The organism is Neisseria subflava (assembly GCF_024205705.1).
Classification (GTDB): Bacteria; Pseudomonadota; Gammaproteobacteria; order Burkholderiales; family Neisseriaceae; genus Neisseria; species Neisseria subflava_D.
Genome location: NZ_CP073115.1, coordinates 39,985 through 57,914, shown reverse-complemented (window position 1 = coordinate 57,914; position 17,930 = coordinate 39,985). Strand labels below are relative to the sequence as shown.

At 49.2% G+C, this 17,930-nt stretch carries 13 protein-coding genes, 1 tRNA gene, 1 pseudogene and 1 riboswitch; of the genes and pseudogenes, 7 read left to right on the top strand and 8 right to left on the bottom strand.

Going from position 1 to position 17,930, the window contains the following annotated elements:
- Positions 1-60: 60 nt before the first annotated feature.
- Positions 61-1,323 (top strand): lipid IV(A) 3-deoxy-D-manno-octulosonic acid transferase, encoded by a 1,263-nt coding sequence (gene waaA / locus KCG54_RS00285; RefSeq protein WP_254324304.1) that lies wholly within the window; start codon positions 61-63, stop codon positions 1,321-1,323.
- A 347-nt stretch (positions 1,324-1,670) separates the two neighbouring features.
- On the opposite strand, the gene KCG54_RS00280 is transcribed toward waaA, so the two are convergent.
- Positions 1,671-3,680: an OPT family oligopeptide transporter gene (locus KCG54_RS00280; protein ID WP_070606341.1), complete on the bottom strand. Its 2,010-nt coding sequence runs from the start codon at positions 3,678-3,680 to the stop codon at positions 1,671-1,673.
- 248 nt (positions 3,681-3,928) lie between these two features.
- Between KCG54_RS00280 and KCG54_RS00275 the strand changes: the two genes are divergently transcribed.
- Positions 3,929-4,933, top strand: a complete 1,005-nt coding sequence (locus KCG54_RS00275; protein WP_254324303.1) for a quinone-dependent dihydroorotate dehydrogenase — start codon at positions 3,929-3,931, stop codon at positions 4,931-4,933.
- Positions 4,934-4,989: 56 nt separating this feature from the next.
- Here the strand turns inward: KCG54_RS00275 and rnhB are convergent, their stop codons facing one another.
- Entirely contained in the window at positions 4,990-5,583 is a 594-nt protein-coding gene (gene rnhB, locus KCG54_RS00270) for a ribonuclease HII (RefSeq protein WP_254324966.1), read from the bottom strand.
- A gap of 154 nt (positions 5,584-5,737) precedes the next feature.
- On the opposite strand from rnhB, the gene KCG54_RS00265 reads away from it, so the two are divergent.
- The 4 genes from KCG54_RS00265 to KCG54_RS00250 all read left to right on the top strand — a co-directional run bounded on the left by KCG54_RS00265 (position 5,738) and on the right by KCG54_RS00250 (position 10,769).
- Positions 5,738-6,874: an FUSC family protein gene (locus tag KCG54_RS00265; RefSeq protein WP_254324302.1), complete on the top strand. Its 1,137-nt coding sequence runs from the start codon at positions 5,738-5,740 to the stop codon at positions 6,872-6,874.
- A gap of 713 nt (positions 6,875-7,587) precedes the next feature.
- A complete protein-coding gene (locus tag KCG54_RS00260; protein WP_254324301.1) occupies positions 7,588-9,093 on the top strand; it encodes a hypothetical protein in 1,506 nt (501 codons plus the stop codon).
- Between the two features lie 2 nt (positions 9,094-9,095).
- Complete coding sequence (locus tag KCG54_RS00255) at positions 9,096-9,263, top strand: hypothetical protein (protein WP_254324300.1); 168 nt, start codon at positions 9,096-9,098, stop codon at positions 9,261-9,263.
- Positions 9,264-9,533: 270 nt separating this feature from the next.
- A complete protein-coding gene (locus tag KCG54_RS00250) occupies positions 9,534-10,769 on the top strand; it encodes a hypothetical protein (RefSeq protein WP_254324299.1) in 1,236 nt (411 codons plus the stop codon).
- A 67-nt stretch (positions 10,770-10,836) separates the two neighbouring features.
- On the opposite strand, the pseudogene KCG54_RS00245 reads toward KCG54_RS00250, so the two are convergent.
- Positions 10,837-11,076 (bottom strand): annotated as a pseudogene (locus tag KCG54_RS00245) (Arm DNA-binding domain-containing protein); the annotation flags it as partial.
- A gap of 253 nt (positions 11,077-11,329) precedes the next feature.
- Positions 11,330-11,406 (bottom strand) — tRNA-Met (locus KCG54_RS00240).
- 110 nt (positions 11,407-11,516) lie between these two features.
- Positions 11,517-11,616: riboswitch (TPP riboswitch) on the top strand.
- 94 nt (positions 11,617-11,710) lie between these two features.
- On the opposite strand from KCG54_RS00240, the gene thiC reads away from it, so the two are divergent.
- Positions 11,711-13,600 carry a phosphomethylpyrimidine synthase ThiC gene (gene thiC / locus KCG54_RS00235; RefSeq protein ID WP_254324297.1) on the top strand — a complete coding sequence of 630 codons (1,890 nt, stop codon included), beginning with the start codon at positions 11,711-11,713 and terminating at the stop codon, positions 13,598-13,600.
- 91 nt (positions 13,601-13,691) lie between these two features.
- Here the strand turns inward: thiC and murJ are convergent, their stop codons facing one another.
- From murJ to fabZ, 4 genes are all read right to left on the bottom strand, one after another.
- On the bottom strand, positions 13,692-15,230 hold the full coding sequence (gene murJ, locus KCG54_RS00230) for a murein biosynthesis integral membrane protein MurJ (RefSeq protein ID WP_254324296.1): 1,539 nt from the start codon (positions 15,228-15,230) through the stop codon (positions 13,692-13,694).
- Positions 15,231-15,239: 9 nt separating this feature from the next.
- Complete coding sequence (gene lpxB, locus KCG54_RS00225; RefSeq protein ID WP_254324295.1) at positions 15,240-16,415, bottom strand: lipid-A-disaccharide synthase; 1,176 nt, start codon at positions 16,413-16,415, stop codon at positions 15,240-15,242.
- 159 nt (positions 16,416-16,574) lie between these two features.
- Positions 16,575-17,351 carry an acyl-ACP--UDP-N-acetylglucosamine O-acyltransferase gene (gene lpxA / locus KCG54_RS00220; protein WP_254324294.1) on the bottom strand — a complete coding sequence of 259 codons (777 nt, stop codon included), beginning with the start codon at positions 17,349-17,351 and terminating at the stop codon, positions 16,575-16,577.
- Between the two features lie 74 nt (positions 17,352-17,425).
- Entirely contained in the window at positions 17,426-17,875 is a 450-nt protein-coding gene (fabZ, locus tag KCG54_RS00215) for a 3-hydroxyacyl-ACP dehydratase FabZ (RefSeq protein WP_003681704.1), read from the bottom strand.
- Between the last annotated feature and the right edge of the window lie 55 nt (positions 17,876-17,930).

Below are 17,930 nucleotides of genomic sequence, written 5' to 3'. Positions count from 1 at the left end.
CTATATCTTCCGTTTCAGTTTCCGATAAAATAGGCCTATTCCGACATAAGACCCGTAAGCATGATACGCCGCCTTTACGCCACGCTGTGGCACCTCGCCCCCTTCCTGATCCGCCGCCACCTGCGTCGCCGCGCCCTCAAATCCCCAGCCTATCTCAAGCATTGGGACGAGCGTTTCGGGCAGGCGTATCCCAATCCCGTACAACGTCCGATTTGGATACACGCCGTATCCGTCGGCGAAACGCGTGCGGCCGAACCCTTAGTCCAGGCATTGCGCCGCTATTTTCCCGACTCGCCGTTTCTGATTACCCAAATGACGCCGACCGGCCGCGCCACCGCGCAATCCCTGTTCCCCGATGCGCAATGCCGTTACCTGCCCTACGACAAATCCGAATGGGTCGCCCGATTTTTAGCCGAACACCGCCCCATCTGCGGCATTTTGATGGAAACCGAAATCTGGCCCAACCTGATGCACGGCTGCAAAGAAGCAGGAATTCCCCTCTTTTTGGCCAACGCTCGCCTCTCCGAAAAATCCCAACGCGGCTACCTCAAAATCCGCAAGCTGGTCGAGCCTGCCATGCAGAGCCTCTCCGGCTGCTTTGCCCAAACCGCCGCCGATGCCGAACGCCTGCACCTTATCGGCGCGTCCAACGTCCACGTCTGCGGCAACACCAAATATGACATCGCGCCCCCCGACGACTCGCGCCCGCTTGCCGTCGCCTTTAAAGAACGCATCGGCGCACGCCCCGTCGTCGTCTGCGCCAGCACGCGCGTGTACAAAGGCACAGACGAAGCCGAGCTGCTCCTCAAAGCATGGCAGGGCTACCGCGGTAATGCCTTGCTGGTCATCGTACCACGCCACCCTGAAAACTTTCAGACGGCCTACGATACCGCCAAATCGCTTGGTTATACCGTCCAAAAACGCAGCGACGGACAACCCGTTTCCCCCGATACACAGGTTTGGATAGGCGACAGCATGGGCGAGCTTGCCGCCTACTACCTCAGCGCAGACATTGCCTTCGTCGGCGGCAGCCTGGTCGATGCCGGCTGCCAAAACATCATCGAACCCATCTCCTGCCACGTCCCCACCCTCTTCGGCTACTCCAACTACAACTTCGCTCAAGCCTGCAAAGGCGCAGTCGAAGCCAAAGCCGCCGTCCGCGTCGAAACCGCTGAAGCCTGGTACAGAACCACGCGCCAATACCTCGACGATGAAACACTGCGTCAACAGCTGATCAGCCACACCGAGCAATTCATTTCGCAACACCAAGGTGCCAGTACCAAAATTGCCAAAGCGATTGCAGATTGTTTGAATCAGCGTTAAACAATAAAAAACCGCCTGTTCATGATAAACAGGCGGAAACTGAAAAACAGTTTTTTGTTTTCAGCCGTTTAATTGACTAAGAGCAGGAACAGGGTTAAGATAATCTTAACGACTGTTCGCAGTCTCAGCCATGAACGACCCGTGCGAGTGGTATGTTTCATGATTGAAACCATCCTTTCTAGGGCGGTTTCAGCACAAAGCCCCACTGCAATGGGGCTTTTTTGCTACCAGCCCCGCGATAATTATACCCAAACTTCCTAAAATCATTCCCAACAAATTTCCACTAAAAAGGCCGTCTGAAACCCCAATTTTTTGGGTTTTAGACGGCCTTTTCTCAACCTACAAACTTAGCGTCCTGCTTTCAACACGCGGCGTGCAAACACAAACATACCGAAAACAAAAAACGCCAAGCCCAGCCATTTGGCGGCCGTATCCCAGTTTTCCAGGTTCAGGGCCAAAGGCGCATCCGAACCGCCGTTGGTTACGGAGAAGGCAATGATAAACGCCATAATCACACCAATCAGGCTCTCGCCGACAATCAAACCGGCGGAGAACAGCGTACCGATACGTTCCGCATTTTTCAGACGGCCTTCACGGTTTTCTTGACGGCGGGCGATGACGGATTTCAACACCGCCGCCAATACCGCACCAATCACAATCGGCATATTCACAGACGGCGGCAGGTAAATGCCCATGCCCACGGCCAATACCGGCAAAGCACGCTTGCCGCCGGAAGATTTGCGCAATGTGAAATCAACCGCAATCAACGCCACACCAATGGCCACACCGGTGAAAATATAATCCCATTGCAGATTGTGCGAGAAAATACCTTGGGCGATGGTAGTCATCAAAGTTGCCTGAGGCGCGGCAAGGGCTTGGGCCGCATCCATGCCTTCACGCGGCATCGCACCGGTAAAGCCGTAGGCTTCATACAAAAGCTCCAACACAGGCGAAATCACCACGGCACCGACAACGCAGCCGACAATCAGCGCAACCTGCTGTTTCCAAGGCGTCGCTTTTACCAGATAACCCGTTTTCAAATCCTGCAGGTTGTCATTGGAAATCGAAGCCACACAAATCACAGACGCGCCGCAAAACAGCGTCAACGCCAGCAGGAATTTGCGGTTTGCCTCGTCCGCCATCAAGCCGCCGGATTCGCCGACTAACAGCAACACCAGCGAAATAATGACGATAGAGACGATGCCCACGCCCGAAATTGGGCTGGAAGACGAGCCGACCAAACCGGCCATATAACCGCAAGCCGCGGCCACCAAAAAGCCGATAATCGAAGCCAGCAGCGTACATACAACCACCAACAGCCAAGCCAAACCGCCGGAAATATGAGAGTCGCCGATAAAGTGGAAGAAGGACACGCCCAATACCAGCATCATCGCCAACACCCAGGCAATCATCGCCTTAGGCGACAAATCCTGTTCCGTGCGCTCGGTCATCTGCGCACCGCCGAAATTGCGGAAAGACAGGCGCATACCCTCGACCATCGGTTTCATCAAAGTCAACAGCGTCCAAATAGCCGCGATACCGATCGTACCCGCACCGATAAAACGGACTTTTTCCTTCCACAAAGACATCGCAAAAGGAATCATCTCCATATCGGCAGGTTGCGGAATATGCGCCGACAGATACGGTACGGCCACACCCCAAGCAATCGAAATACCCAGCAAAATCGCGATACCGCCGGTCAGGCCGACCAGATAGCCCGCACCCAGCAAGGCCAAAGAAAAGCCCATCGGCACTTGGAACACCGACGCACCGCCTTTAAACCAAAAGCTCGCGCTGTCCGCCACCACGCGCAAACCGCTTGCGCAGAAGCTCATCAAACCGGCCAGAGCGCCGCCCGACACCAATTCCTTGATACCGCTGCCGCCTTCCTGCTGGTCCGCATCATGGTCGCCGACCTTCAAAATCTCGGCCGCCGCCACGCCTTCCGGATAAGGCAAATCGCTCTTCACCACCATCGCATAACGCAAAGGCACAGTGAAAATCACGCCCAAAATACCGCCGGACATACACAGCAGCGTAGTCTGCCAAAACGGAAAGCCCGCCCAATAACCGGCCATCAGCAAACCCGGCAGAATAAAAATAATACTGGAGAGCGTCCCCGCGGCCGAAGCCTGAGTCTGCACCATATTATTTTCCAGAATATTGCTGCCTTTAAAAAACTTCAAAACCGCCATCGAAATCACCGCAGCCGGAATTGAAGACGCAAAAGTCAGGCCCACCTTCAAGCCCAAATACACATTGGATGCCGTAAAAATTACCGTAATCAACGCGCCGAGTATCATCCCCCGCAGCGTCAGTTCACGGAAACTCGCATAAGGATCAACCGCCTGTTTCATAAAAATCTTCCTGTATCAGGTAAACAATCAAATCAAAACTTTTCAGACGGCCTTTTGATACATCCATCAGGCCGTCTGAAAAGCCTCTCTCTTACCATTTTAATGAACTATCCGATTACACGCAAAAGCCCTATTTATTTTCATTTGACACCAAACAATAAAATCATATCGATACAGACGTTTGGGGCAGTTTAACGGTTTCAGGTAAAATAACGCCAAATTCATCAACCGTTCAGAAAGCCGCCGCCATGTATTCACTCGTCCGCCCTATCCTGTTCCGTTTCGATGCAGAAAAGGCCCATCATTTCACGCTCAACAGTTTGCGTACCGCCGAAAAATTCGGCCTGCTGCCCAAAGTGGACAGCCATACCCGACCAACCGAGCTGATGGGTTTACAGCTGCCCAATCCGGTCGGCTTGGCGGCAGGTTTGGATAAAAACGGCGAGTGTATCGATGCGTTTGCTGCTTTGGGTTTCGGCTTTGTCGAAATCGGCACGGTCACGCCCAAGCCGCAGCCGGGCAATCCGCAGCCGCGCCTTTTCCGCGTTCCCGAACACCAAGGTATCATCAACCGCATGGGTTTCAACAACCACGGCATCGACGCGATGATCCGCAACATTGAAAACAGCCGCTTTAAAGGCATTTTGGGCATCAATATCGGCAAAAATGCCGTTACGCCGATTGAAAATGCGGCCGACGATTATCTGATTTGCTTGGAAAAAGCCTACGCCCACGCAAGCTACATCACGGTCAATATTTCCTCCCCCAATACGAAAAACCTGCGCGCCTTGCAAGGCGGCGACGAATTGAGCGCATTGTTGGAAGCCTTGAAAAACAAACAGGCGCAACTGGCAGCCGCGCATGGCAAATATGTGCCGCTGGCGGTCAAAATCGCGCCGGATTTGGACGAAGCGCAAATCGACGACATCGCCCATGTGGTCAAATCCGTAGAAATGGATGGCATCATCGCCACCAACACGACCATCGACAAATCAAGCTTGGGCAGCCATCCGCTCGCAGGCGAACAAGGCGGCTTGAGCGGTTTGCCCGTACGCGAGAAAAGCAATCAGGTGTTGAAACTTTTGGCAGAACGCATTGACGGCAAGCTGCCGATTATCGGCGTCGGCGGCATCATGAACGGCGCGGACGCGGCAGAAAAAATCCGCTTGGGTGCCAGTGCGGTGCAGGTGTACAGCGGTTTGATTTATCGCGGCCCTGAGTTGATTAAAGAGTGTTTGGCTGCGTTGAAATAATACTTTTCCAAAAATAAGGCCGTCTGAAATCTTTCAGACGGCCTTTTGATATGCTTTCATTCTTCAAACAGATTGCCTTGTTCCAATAAGGTTTGGACCGGTGCGAAATCGCGGCGGTGTTCCGGCAATACGCCGTATTGTTTCAACGCAGCCAAATGTTGCGCCGTGCCGTAGCCTTTGTGGCGGTCAAACCCGTATTGCGGGTAACGTTTCGCCAATTCATACATTTCCGCATCACGCGCGGTTTTAGCCAAAACCGAAGCGGCGGAGATTTCAATAATTTTGCTGTCGCCTTTGACCACGGCTTCGGCAGGGACATTCAAATCTTTCGGCACGCGGTTGCCGTCTATCCATACTTTGTCAGGCATGACCGATAGCCCCTTGACTGCGCGCTTCATCGCGGCCATGGTTGCGTGCAGGATGTTCAGTTGCAGGATTTCGTCGGGATCGGCAAAGGCAATGCTCCACGCAACCGCCTGTTCCTTAATCATCTGCGCCAACATATCGCGCTTTTTTTCGCTCAGTTTTTTTGAGTCGGTCAAACCCGGCAGGTCAAAATGTTCCGGCAAAATCACTGCCGCCGCAAATACGCTGCCGACCAAAGGGCCGCGTCCCGCTTCGTCCACGCCTGCGCTTAAAACCGTCGCCATTTCTTCACCGCCTGTCTGATTCAAAGCCGCCATTATATCTGCTTGCGGCAGAGAAATTCTGCAATAGTTCAAACCGTTGGAGAGCAGTTCAAATTTCATCTGCTTTACCAATCAGTTATAATTTACATCCCCACATACCGATACGTCTTACAACATGCCTGCCCAATCCGAACGCCTCCATTTTTCCGAACGCTGGCTCAACGCCTACGAACGCTACCGCTATCGCCGCCATATCCACGCCTTCCGCCTCGGCTTGGCAATCGTATTTTCCACCCTGTTGGCCAAAGTCTTCCACCTGCAACACGGCGAGTGGATCGGCATGACCGTCTTTGTCGTCCTCGGCATGCTGCAATTCCAAGGCGCGATTTACTCCAAAGCAGTCGAACGCATGCTCGGCACGGCCATCGGGTTGGGCGTCGGTTTGGCCGTTTTATGGTTGAACCAACATTATTTGCAAGATGGCGTTTTCTTCTATCTGATTATCGGTGCCGCCAGCGCAGTGGCCGGTTGGTCTGCGGTCGGCAAAAATGGCTACGTCGCCATGCTTGCCGGTTTGACCATGTGTATGCTCATCGGCGACAGCAGCCACCATTGGCTCGACAGCGGTCTGATGCGCGCCATGAACGTTTTGATTGGTGCCGCCATCGCCATTGCCGCCGCCAAACTTCTGCCCCTGCGCTCCACCCTGATGTGGCGCTTCATGCTTGCCGACAACCTCACCGACTGCGCCAAAATGATTGCAGAAATCAGCAACGGCAAGCGCATGACGCGCGAGCGTTTGGAACAAAACATGATTAAAATGCGCAAAATCAACGCCCGCATGGTCAAAAGCCGCAGCCATCTGGCCGCAACATCCGGTGAAAGCCACATCAGCAACAATATGATGGAAGCCATGCAGCATGCCCACCGCAAAATCGTCAACACCACCGAGCTGCTCCTGACCACCGCCGCCAAACTTCGCGCGCCCACGCTCAACGAAAGCGAAATCCGCCTGCTTGACCGCCATTTCAACCAACTCCAACGCGAGCTTCGGCTGACCGTCCGCCTCATCAAAGGCCACTACGCCCGCCGCATCCGCATCGATACTTCGCTCAATACCGAACTAAGCAAACCGGCCGCCCGCCTGCATTACGACTGGCAAGGCTTCCTCTGGCTCAGCACCAATATGCGCAACGAAATCGCCGCATTGGTGATTCTGTTGCAACGTTCGCGCAATAAATGGTTGGACAAAAAAGAGTTGCAACGCCTGAAAGAATACCTGCGCAACGATACCGATCCGGAGCAACAATAGGCCGTCTGAAAAACACAAACTCAAAATAAAAGACAAAAGCAAATTAGCCGCCGATAACATCGGCCAATAAAAAAGGCCGTCTGAAACCCAATGGTTCAGACGGCCTTTAAGCCATAACAAAATATGGTAGATACCTTTGCAAAACAGTCCCTTCTTCCAACAGCCGAAACACAAACACAGGTTGTCGGCTGTTTTCGTGCCAAATATCCCCTTTTTTCTTACCGGATACCCCGTAATCAGGAATCCATTTTAGGCGGCAACAGGCGCAATTAGCCCGTTGGCTGCTTTCAACAAGTTTGTTTCAAAAGAAAAAGCCCTACTTTGGCAAATCGTCGAAATTATAATTCTCTAATAATTGGCGAAGAAAAATCGACTCCACATGACTTACATCATACAGGAACCTATCCTACGACAGGATATTATTGATACCAAAACCATGTTTTAAGCGATTCACGTGTCAAAAGAAATTATTTAATCAAAACACGACTATGCCGAAGAAAACCAAGTTATTTGGAGTAAGTTAGGGGAATATTTAATCTCTATTACTCAGGCTAACTGGATATTGTATAATATGTAATCTGGATGATTCTCAAAAAGTCCTTGAAACTACGATACGAAAATATAGGAGATACTAGAGTAGAAAATTCATTTTTGAAAACTAATTTTATTATTATAAATCTAATTACCAACCAATTCTATTAACGGAAAACATCATGAATATTAATGAATACCTGCGCGACAATTTAAAAAGAATCTCTGAAAAAACACATATAGCTCCTGATATTGAAGAAAAAAAATTAAACAATGCCATTTCTTCCTTTAAATATCCAGGATCTCACAATAATGTAGTTGCCATACATGACAATACGGTGTTTGGAAGTTGTAAAACTGGTCTATTATTTACAGGCGAACAATTAATTTTAAAAGAAGATTTTTCTGACCCTCAATCAATTCAATATGAGAATATTGAATCTGTTAAATTGCAAGAAATAGTTAAAGATGCCGCAAAGAATAAGATAGAAACTCAGGTACTTATTACATCCAAAGAAGGAAAAAGAATTGTTCTGAAATCATTATTGCACAGCTTTAATTATCATGCTTTCGTTGATATTTTTAGCAAAGTTGTAACAGATGAAACACAATTTGAATTTAAGGATGAACAACAGCTTGTTCCCATTGAGGATATGCCAGAAAAATTAAAAACCGCTTATGTTCAATGTATTGCGAATATGGCTTTTGCTAATGACGACATAATTGATGAAAAAGAGTTAGCAGAAATTTTTGTTCTCATGTCCAGGATCAATTTACAACCTGAATCTCGTTCAATCATACGTTCTTATATGTGTAACCTAGATACTTTACAGCCATTGGAAGTATTGTTATCTACCATTGCAGAAAATGAACCCGGTGGACAAATCAAAAATATTCATATTTCCTTAGTTAAAGACTTAATTAACACTTATATTTCCACCACTGGAATTGATGGAGATATCACAGATGAATCTATTAAAGGTTTTGATTTCCTGAATAATAATCGTCATTTATTTGAAGTATCAAATGATGACATCAATATTATCTTATCTACTATAAACACTGATAGAAAGATTTTGAATGATGAGTTGAGCGATGATGAAATTACAACATTACTGAAAGATGTTTCCTCAAAAGCTGCTGCTGTTGGTGTCCCTATTGCAGCTATCTATCTTTCAGGTTCTGTGATGGGGTTATCTGCTGCTGGTATTACTTCGGGCTTATCAGCATTAGGCTTAGGTGGGGTATTTGGTCTATCTGGGATGGTTACTGGCATTGGCGTTGCTGTTCTTATAGGTGTTGCTGCACACGTAGGTATACGTAAATTAACAGGTGCCGATGAAATTAGTAAATCCAAAAAACGTGAACTAATGCTAAACATGGTTATTCGTTTAACTCAAAAGACCATTGCTCAGCTAATTGAAGATATCAATTATGTCACTAAAGAACTTAATCAAACTATGAGCAATCAAGATGGATTAAATGAAAAAATTCGACATCTTACTTTATATTTACAACAACTTACATCATCAGGTCATGTACTAAATGAGCGAAATGAGAATGTGCAAAAGAATGTTACTAAAATTCGCTGTGCCCAATACTTAGATGAGGAAAAATTACGTCAATTAACTTCAGAACCTACCAAAAAGAGTATTTCAACTTTATTCGTGATAAATATGAAGAAGTAGAAATGATTAATACGAAGAGCGAACAAAAAGAAACAATTATAAAATTGAGAGTGAAAAAAGATATTTCTCAAAATGATGTTGAGCATTTAGCCGCTGCTTTCGAGGCTATTGGTTATTTTGACGCAACTTCAGTAATAAAAAATAAAGTGAAAGGTTTGTTTGGTGGTTAATAAAAAACTAGCCCCTATGTACAACAACCAAGCCCGAGCCTTAACTGTACAAAAACATCAGTTAAGGCAGGCTACTGTACAATTAGGAGAAATACAATCTAACATAACTAGTATAAATCAAGATATTGAAAACTTAACTGCTGAGTTAGATAATTTATTTAATCAATTAAAAAAATTGAACAAAATAACGTTCAATTTGTTTGTGAAGAGGATGAATTAACATTTATAGAAGTTAGCACTTACCAAGAATACCAACCTAAATATTCAGTATTGAATGAACTGCAATCTATTGATATGGCAGATAATTGGGAAGCTTATTTATCTAATATTGAAAATTATGCTCATACACATCAAATTCAATTTGATGAAAATACATTTAACAATCTTTTGACTGACACCGAAAGATTGCAATTTGAAAAATGGGTTAAGGACGAATTTTCAATTAAAGGTGCAAATTGCGATAAATACGATTATATGCTTGCGGGTACTTGCGGCTTAATTGGTGGTCTAATCGATATTTTCCTGGTTGGAGCACCAGGCCAGGGGTATTTAACAAAATTTGCAGATGATCTAACTGATCAAGCTGTTAAGAAGTTTGCAAAACTAAATGGCTGGACTGTGAAAGAAGGGAAAGAAGAGAGTGTCAATAAGGCAATTGGTTTTTTAGAAAAAAAATTCGCTATTAACTACGACCATCGTCATTCTGCAGATGTTGGCAATCAATTCAAAATGACTACAAAAAATCACCATATTAAAAGTTTAGGTCATTCACCTGATTTGTTAGGGTTATTTTTTTCTATTCTAAACCAATTTACCAATACAGCTAGTTTTGTAGACCAAGGAAAAATTATTACTATTGATACGACAGAATATTCCACAACTGGAACTTCTTTTGAATTAAAGGGTAATACTGTTCCAGCTAAAATATTCAGTGGTTTTTGTAACTGGCTAGGACATTTGTTCTCTGATGCTGCAGGCTCTAGTGGAGCAAGAGGAGGAACAGGGCGCGGATCTGGTATTCCGATCCCATTCTATTCAATGTTGCAATTTTGCGAATTTGGTGAATTTGGGAAAGACAAACAAACATTTGCTACTATTGCTGTACGCGTTTTCCAAGAAGGCTATGATTTTCGTCATGGTATTGCACTAGCCATCCCTGTTTTAGTCACTGAATTATTGACACGTCTAATATGGGTCGTGAAGCGTAGATTCTTTCATAAGGAGGACTGGAAAAATTGTATTCCGAGTGCAAACAATCCAGAATTACGTCGAATGCTACTAATTGCACATGGGACACTATGTGTATGTGATGCTGTTGACGCCGGTATTCGTTCAGGGACGAATCCGATCGTATTCTTAACTCATACTAATTTCATTGCATGGATACGTTTAGGCACAATTGCTTTAAAAGAAATTCCATCATGGTTTGCTGAAGGCTCAATAGATCATGCCGCCGCCAATCAATATTTAGACAGTGAATACAAACGATTATTAACAACTATTTAGATATAAAAAATAAAGGCATATGCGTGATACGTATATGCCTTTATTTTTTTCCTTTAGGCTTCTAATTTCAAACTACGAAGCAAAGCTTTTTTGCCTTACACTTGAAGACCTTTGCAGAATCCTCACCAAGACATTTAGAGGATTTTGCAAAGGGCTCATTAGGATATTTCCCAATAGCCAAAGTTTTCTGCTTTTTATTGAAGCGATAGTTAAATCGCCAGTATTTGCTGCCGTTTGGATGCAGCAAAAGTACTAGGCCTTGACCATCTGATAGTTTTTTTAATGGTGGTTGGAGTTTCAGCGTGTCGAATTCTCGCTTCTGAAAGTGCGTTCATTTCTATACCTTTCTGATTTCGTATTGGTACAAAAATGGTAGCAAAGGAAATGTACCAACAAATGTACCAACAACAGTTTTGGACTCTAGCAGACACTGCTAGACTAAATTGAATGGTGGAAATAATCGCAAAAATACAACATATTGAAATTAATGAGATTTTTGGACTTTATTGGACGATATAGACATGAAAAAAGACCGCTATACAAGCGGTCTTTTTAGTATGTGGTTGCGGGAGCAGGATTCGAACCTACGACCTTCGGGTTATGAGCCCGACGAGCTACCATGCTGCTCCATCCCGCGTCAGAAGTTGTAACTATACGGAAAGACGGAATCGCTGTCAAGCGTTTTTGACAGAAAATGCGAAAACGCCGCTTTACAAAAAACCGTCCGCATGGTTTAATTTTTCGTTAATAAAGAAACAGGGGTGCTGCTTTCAAACCGAGCGGCTGAGAAATACCCTTTACACCCGAACAGGATAATACCTGCGTGGGGAGTTTCGGCAAATGTGATTTTAAACGGTTGATTGAAGATATCCACAAGGCCGTCTGAAAAAAAGCAATGCTCCTGTTTCCATTTTATAACTGAGAAACAGGAGCAATTTTTTATGACTACCGCTAAAAAAACCGGCGATGAGGCGCGCCGTCTTTCCGACTTGAGCGAAGACATCGGCATCCGCTTCCAATATCCCAATTCCGACCGCGTCTATATTCCGGGCAGCCGCGCTGACATCCGAGTACCTTTGCGCGAAATCCGTCAGGACGATACCTACACGGCGCAAGGTACGGAAGCCAATCCGCCTATTCCGGTGTACGACACCAGCGGCGCATACGGCGATCCGGCGGCGCACATCGACCTAAAACAAGGGCTGCCGCACGTCCGCACCGCATGGCTGGATGAACGCGGCGATACCGAAATCCTGCCTACCCTGTCGAGCGAATACGGCACCGAACGTGCGCACGATCCGAAAACCGCCCATCTGCGTTTCAACCAAATTACCCGCCCGCGCCGCGCCAAAGCAGGCCGCAATGTAACCCAGCTTCACTATGCGCGCCAAGGCATTATCACGCCGGAAATGGAGTTTGTCGCCATACGCGAACGCATGAAGCTGGACGAGCTTTTCAGACGACCCGAATACGCCAAGCTCTTGAAACAACACGCAGGGCAAAGTTTCGGCGCGAATATCCCAACCCATCCCGACCAAATCACGCCCGAATTCGTGCGCCAAGAAATCGCCACCGGACGCGCAATTATCCCTGCCAACATCAACCATCCCGAACTCGAACCGATGATTATCGGCCGCAACTTCCGCGTCAAAATCAACGGCAACTTGGGCAACTCCGCCGTCACTTCCAGCCTGACCGAAGAAGTCGAAAAAATGGTGTGGTCGCTGCGTTGGGGCGCAGACACGATTATGGACTTATCCACAGGCGCGCACATCCACGAAACGCGCGAATGGATTATCCGCAACGCGCCCGTCCCCATCGGCACGGTGCCGATTTACCAAGCTTTGGAAAAAACCGGCGGCATCGCCGAAGACCTGACTTGGGATTTGGTGCGCGATACCTTAATCGAGCAGGCAGAACAAGGCGTGGACTATTTCACCCTGCACGCAGGCGTATTGCTGCGCTATGTGCCAATGACGGCCGACCGCCTCACAGGCATCGTATCGCGCGGCGGCTCCATCATGGCGAAATGGTGTCTTGCCCATCATCAGGAAAACTTCCTCTACACGCATTTCGACGAAATCTGCGAAATTATGAAAGCCTACGACGTGTCGTTCAGCCTCGGCGACGGCCTGCGCCCCGGCTGCATTGCCGATGCCAACGACGAATCCCAATTTGCCGAGCTGCACACCTTGGGCGAATTGACCGCCAAAGCGTGGAAACACGACGTACAAGTCATGATCGAAGGCCCGGGCCATGTACCGTTGCAACGCGTGAAAGAAAACATGACCGAAGAGCTGCAACACTGCTTTGAAGCGCCTTTCTACACACTCGGCCCGCTCGTTACCGACATCGCCCCCGGCTACGACCACATCACCTCGGGCATAGGCGCGACCAATATCGGCTGGTACGGCACCGCCATGCTCTGCTACGTTACCCCGAAAGAGCATCTCGGCCTGCCCGACAAAGAAGACGTGCGCACCGGCATCATCACCTACAAACTCGCCGCCCACGCCGCCGACCTCGCCAAAGGCTGGCCGGGCGCACAGCTGCGCGACAACGCCCTGAGCAAGGCGCGTTTCGAATTCCGCTGGCGCGACCAATTCCGCCTCAGCCTCGACCCCGAACGCGCCGAGAGCTTCCACGACGAAACCCTGCCCGCCGAAGGCGCGAAAATCGCCCACTTCTGCTCAATGTGTGGCCCCAAATTCTGCTCGATGAAAATTACGCAGGAAGTGCGCGACTACGCCGACAAGCAAAAAGCCCAACAGCAAGGCATGGAAGAAAAAGCGATTGAGTTCGTCAAAAAAGGAGCGAAGCTTTACAGTTAAAACGTAAAGCAAGAAAAGGCCGTCTGAAAATGTTTCAGACGGCCTTTTTAGCGAATAGTCTTTAAGCTAAGCACATACGCCCTGCGGCTGCTTATTTTTCTACTCGGCGGAAATGGTGCGGACGGAAGCCGAGCGCGGCGAGGGAAACAAAGTAGAGGCCACCTCCCAAGGCAATCAGGACGCAGAGTTGGCCTGCTTTTTTAAAGCCACCGACGTGCACCCATTCAAACGGCAGATAAGATTGCGCCACCCACAAACCGCCGCCCATGACGACCAAAGAGATGACCATTTTGACCAAAAACGCTGCCCAACCTTTGCCGGGACGGTAGATGCCGTGTTTGCGCAAAAGGAAAAACAGCAAACCTGCATTCAGACACGCGCCCAAACCGATAGCAAGGGACAGGCCGACGTGTTTAAGCGGCGAAATGAAAGCGAGGTTCATCAACTGCGTGCAAATCAGCGTGAAAATAGCGACTTTAACGGGAGTTTTGATGTTTTGGCGGGCATAGAAGCCGGGTGCCAACACTTTAATCATAATCAGACCGATCAAGCCGAAGGAGTAGGCAATCAGCGCATGTTGGGTCATTTGCGCGTCGTGCAGTGTAAATTCACGGTACATGAACAAGGTCGTAACCAGAGGGAAAGACAACACGGCAAGGCCGACGGCGGCAGGCAGGGTCAGCAGCATGCACAGGCGCAAACCCCAGTCGAGCAGGCCGGAAAACTGCTCGGTATCCTGACTGGCGGCGTGTTTGGACAAGGTGGGCAGCAAAATCGTACCGAGTGCCACGCCCAAAACACCGGTAGGCAATTCCATCAGTCGGTCGGCGTAATACATCCATGACACGCTGCCGGACTGCAAAAACGAGGCGAAAATGGTGTTGATAACCAAGGAAATCTGCGCCACGCTCACGCCCAAAATAGCCGGCGCCATCTGTTTCATCACGCGGTTGACCGCTGCGTCTTTAAAGCTGAGTTTGGGCATTTTCAAGAAGCCCAATTTTGCCAACCAAGGCAGTTGGAACACCAGCTGCAACACGCCGCCGACAAATACCGCCCACGCCAAAGCCATAACAGGAGGATCGAAATACGGTACAAAAAACAGGGAAAAGACGATAAAGGAGATGTTCAAAAAAGTCGGCGTAAAGGCAGGAATGCCGAATTTATGATAGGAATTGAGTATTGAGCCGACAAAAGACGACAAAGAAATCAAAAAGATATAAGGAAACGTCACCCGCAGCAGGTCGATGGAAAGCTGAAACTTATCGGCTTCTTTGGCAAAACCGGGCGCGGAAACATAAATCACCCACGGCGCGGCAAGTATACCCAGCGCGGTAACGATAACCAACACAAACGACAACATACCGGCCACATGGCGCACAAACGCCTGCGTGGCTTCGGGAGAGCGGGTTTCCTTGTATTCCGCCAAAATCGGTACGAAGGCTTGGGCAAATGCGCCCTCTGCAAACACGCGCCGCAGCAGGTTGGGCAGTTTAAACGCGACAAAAAACGCATCCGTCGCCATGCCTGCACCAAACGCACGGGCGATAATCGTATCGCGTACAAAGCCCAAAATGCGCGACACCATCGTCAGGCTGCCAACCTTGGCCAAGGCTCCCAATAAATTCATGTATTTTCCTTACTTGTCTTTCAGGCCGTCTGAAAATCCAGCTTCTTCCAATACTGCCGCCGCCGCCAATGCCGCCGTATCTTTTTTCAACAGCAGATGCAAGGCGTGGAAATCCTGTTCCAACGCGGCCACGGCTTCAGGGCGGTCATACCAGTCTGCCACGGCCTGCGCCAGTTTTTCAGGGACGGCGTCGTGTTGCAGCAGCTCGGGAACGGCGGCTTTACCCAACAGAATATTGGGCAAACCGACATGCGGCACTTTGATTTTGTTTTTCACATACGCATAAGTCAGCGGCGAAATTTTGTAGCTGATAACCATAGGCCGCTTGCACAAGGCCACTTCCAAAGTCGCTGTACCGCTGGTGACCAATACCACGTCGGCAGCGGTGCAAACCGTATCCGACTGCTTGTCGGTCAGCGTGATGGGAAGGGCGGCAAATTCAGGTTGCGCCAAAATTTCGCTAATGCGTTTGCGCGTTGCGGCCGTTGCCACAGGCAGCAAAAACTGTGCCTGCGGATAACGTTTCAGCAGCAATAAGGCCGTCTGAAAAAACACCGCCGCCATGTAATCGATTTCGCTCACACGGCTGCCGGGCAATATGGCAAACACGGGTACATCCGCAGGCACGCCCAGCTTCTGCCGTGCCGCCGCCCTATCCGCTTCCACGGGCATGGTTTGCGCCATCGGATGGCCGACAAACTCGGCTCTGCCGCCGGCATCGATATAAAGCTGCGGCTCCATCGGAAACAGGCACAACACGCGGTTGACCTGATGCACGATTTTATTGACCCGTTCGCGCCGCCACGCCCAAACCGACGGGCTGACGTAATGAATGGTATGAATACCTGCCTGCTTGAGTTTTTCCGCCACGCCGAGATTAAAGTCCGGCGCATCGATGCCGATAAACACATCCGGCTTGAGGCGGATTAAATCGTTCACCAGCCCTTTGCGGATTTTCAAAATCTGCGGCAGGCGTTTGATGACCTCAACAAAACCGCGCACTGCCAGCTTTTCCTGATCGTACAAACTCTCGAAACCCTCCGCCTTCATGCGCTCGCCGCCGATACCGGTAAACCGCGCATTCGGGCAACGCGCCTTAATGGCACGGATTAAGTGTGCGCCAAGCAAGTCGCCGGAAGCCTCGCCGACGCTGATGGCGATAAGAGGGGAAGAATTGGGGTTCATGTTGTTGAGGTTCGGAAGCTAAAAGATTTTGGGGCGGTCATTTGTCCGCCCGTTTTCAGACGGCATCAGTAGCAAACGGACAGGAAACCTGCCTACTGCACAGATTTTTGCAATCCAAAGGCCGTCTGAAAAAGTTTCAGACGGCCTTCAATCCATCAATCAACGGATAATGCCGCGTGTGGATTGTGCAAAAAAGTCTTTAAATACCGCCAATTCGCTTTGTGTTTCGGCGCGTTTCAGAATATCTGCTTTGGCTTCTTCAAACGGAATGCCGCGATGGTAAATGGTTTTATACGCATCTTTGACAGAGGCAATCTGTTCGGCGGTGAACCCGTTGCGGCGCATACCTTCGCTGTTGAGGCCGGCCGGTTCGGCGCGGTAGCCTGCAGCCATAAAGTACGGCGGTACGTCTTTGTGTACGCCGGCGGCAAACGCGGTCATGGCGTAGTCGCCGATTTGGCAGAATTGGAACACCAGCGTGTAGCCGCCCAAGACGACGTAGTCGCCGATGGTAACGTGGCCTGCGAGTGAGGCGTTGTTGGCGAAGATGGTATGGTTGCCGACCACGCAGTCATGGGCGAGGTGGCAGTAGGCCATAATCCAGTTGTCGTCGCCGATACGGGTTTCGCCGATGCCGGTGACCGTGCCGAGGTTGAACGTCGTAAATTCGCGGATGGTGTTGCCGTTGCCGATAATCAGCTTGGTCGGCTCGTCGCGGTATTTTTTGTCCTGCGGAATCTCGCCGAGGCTGGCAAATTGGAAAATGCGGTTGTTTTCACCGATGGTCGTATGGCCGTTGATGACGACGTGCGGACCGATTTCGGTATTCGCACTGATTTGCACATTGGGGCCGATGATGCTGTATGGGCCGACTTTGACGCTGGAGTCGAGTTCGGCTTTAGGGTCGATGACGGCGGTCGGATGGATAAGGGTCATGCTGTCTCCTTGCTGTCTGATACAGGTATTACCTGCAAGATGCCGTCTGAACGCTCAGACGGCCTGTCCCATTCTTACACCACGCGTTTGGCGCACATAATCACGGCTTCAACGGCAACTTGGCCGTCGACTTTGGCAACGGCGTTGAATTTGCCGATACCGCGTTTGTTGGTCAACAGCTCGACTTCAAAAACCAGTTGGTCGCCGGGTATGACTTGGCGTTTGAAACGGGCGTCGTCAATACCGGCGAAGAAGAAGAATTCGTTTTCTTTGCGGCCGCCTTCGCTGAGGATGGCGAGTGTACCGCACGCTTGCGCCATGGCTTCGATGATCAGCACGCCTGGCATCACGGGCAGGTCGGGAAAGTGGCCTTGGAACTGCGGCTCGTTCATGGTGACGTTTTTAATTGCAGTCAGGGTTTTCATCGGTTCGAACGCAGTAATGCGGTCAAGTTGCAAAAACGGATAACGGTGTGGGATAAGTTTTTGAATGTCTTTGGCTTCGATCGGGAGTTGTACGTCCATGATGTTCGTCTTTCCTTATTTGTATTGGGTTTAAACGTATTCGGATGCGGGGCGC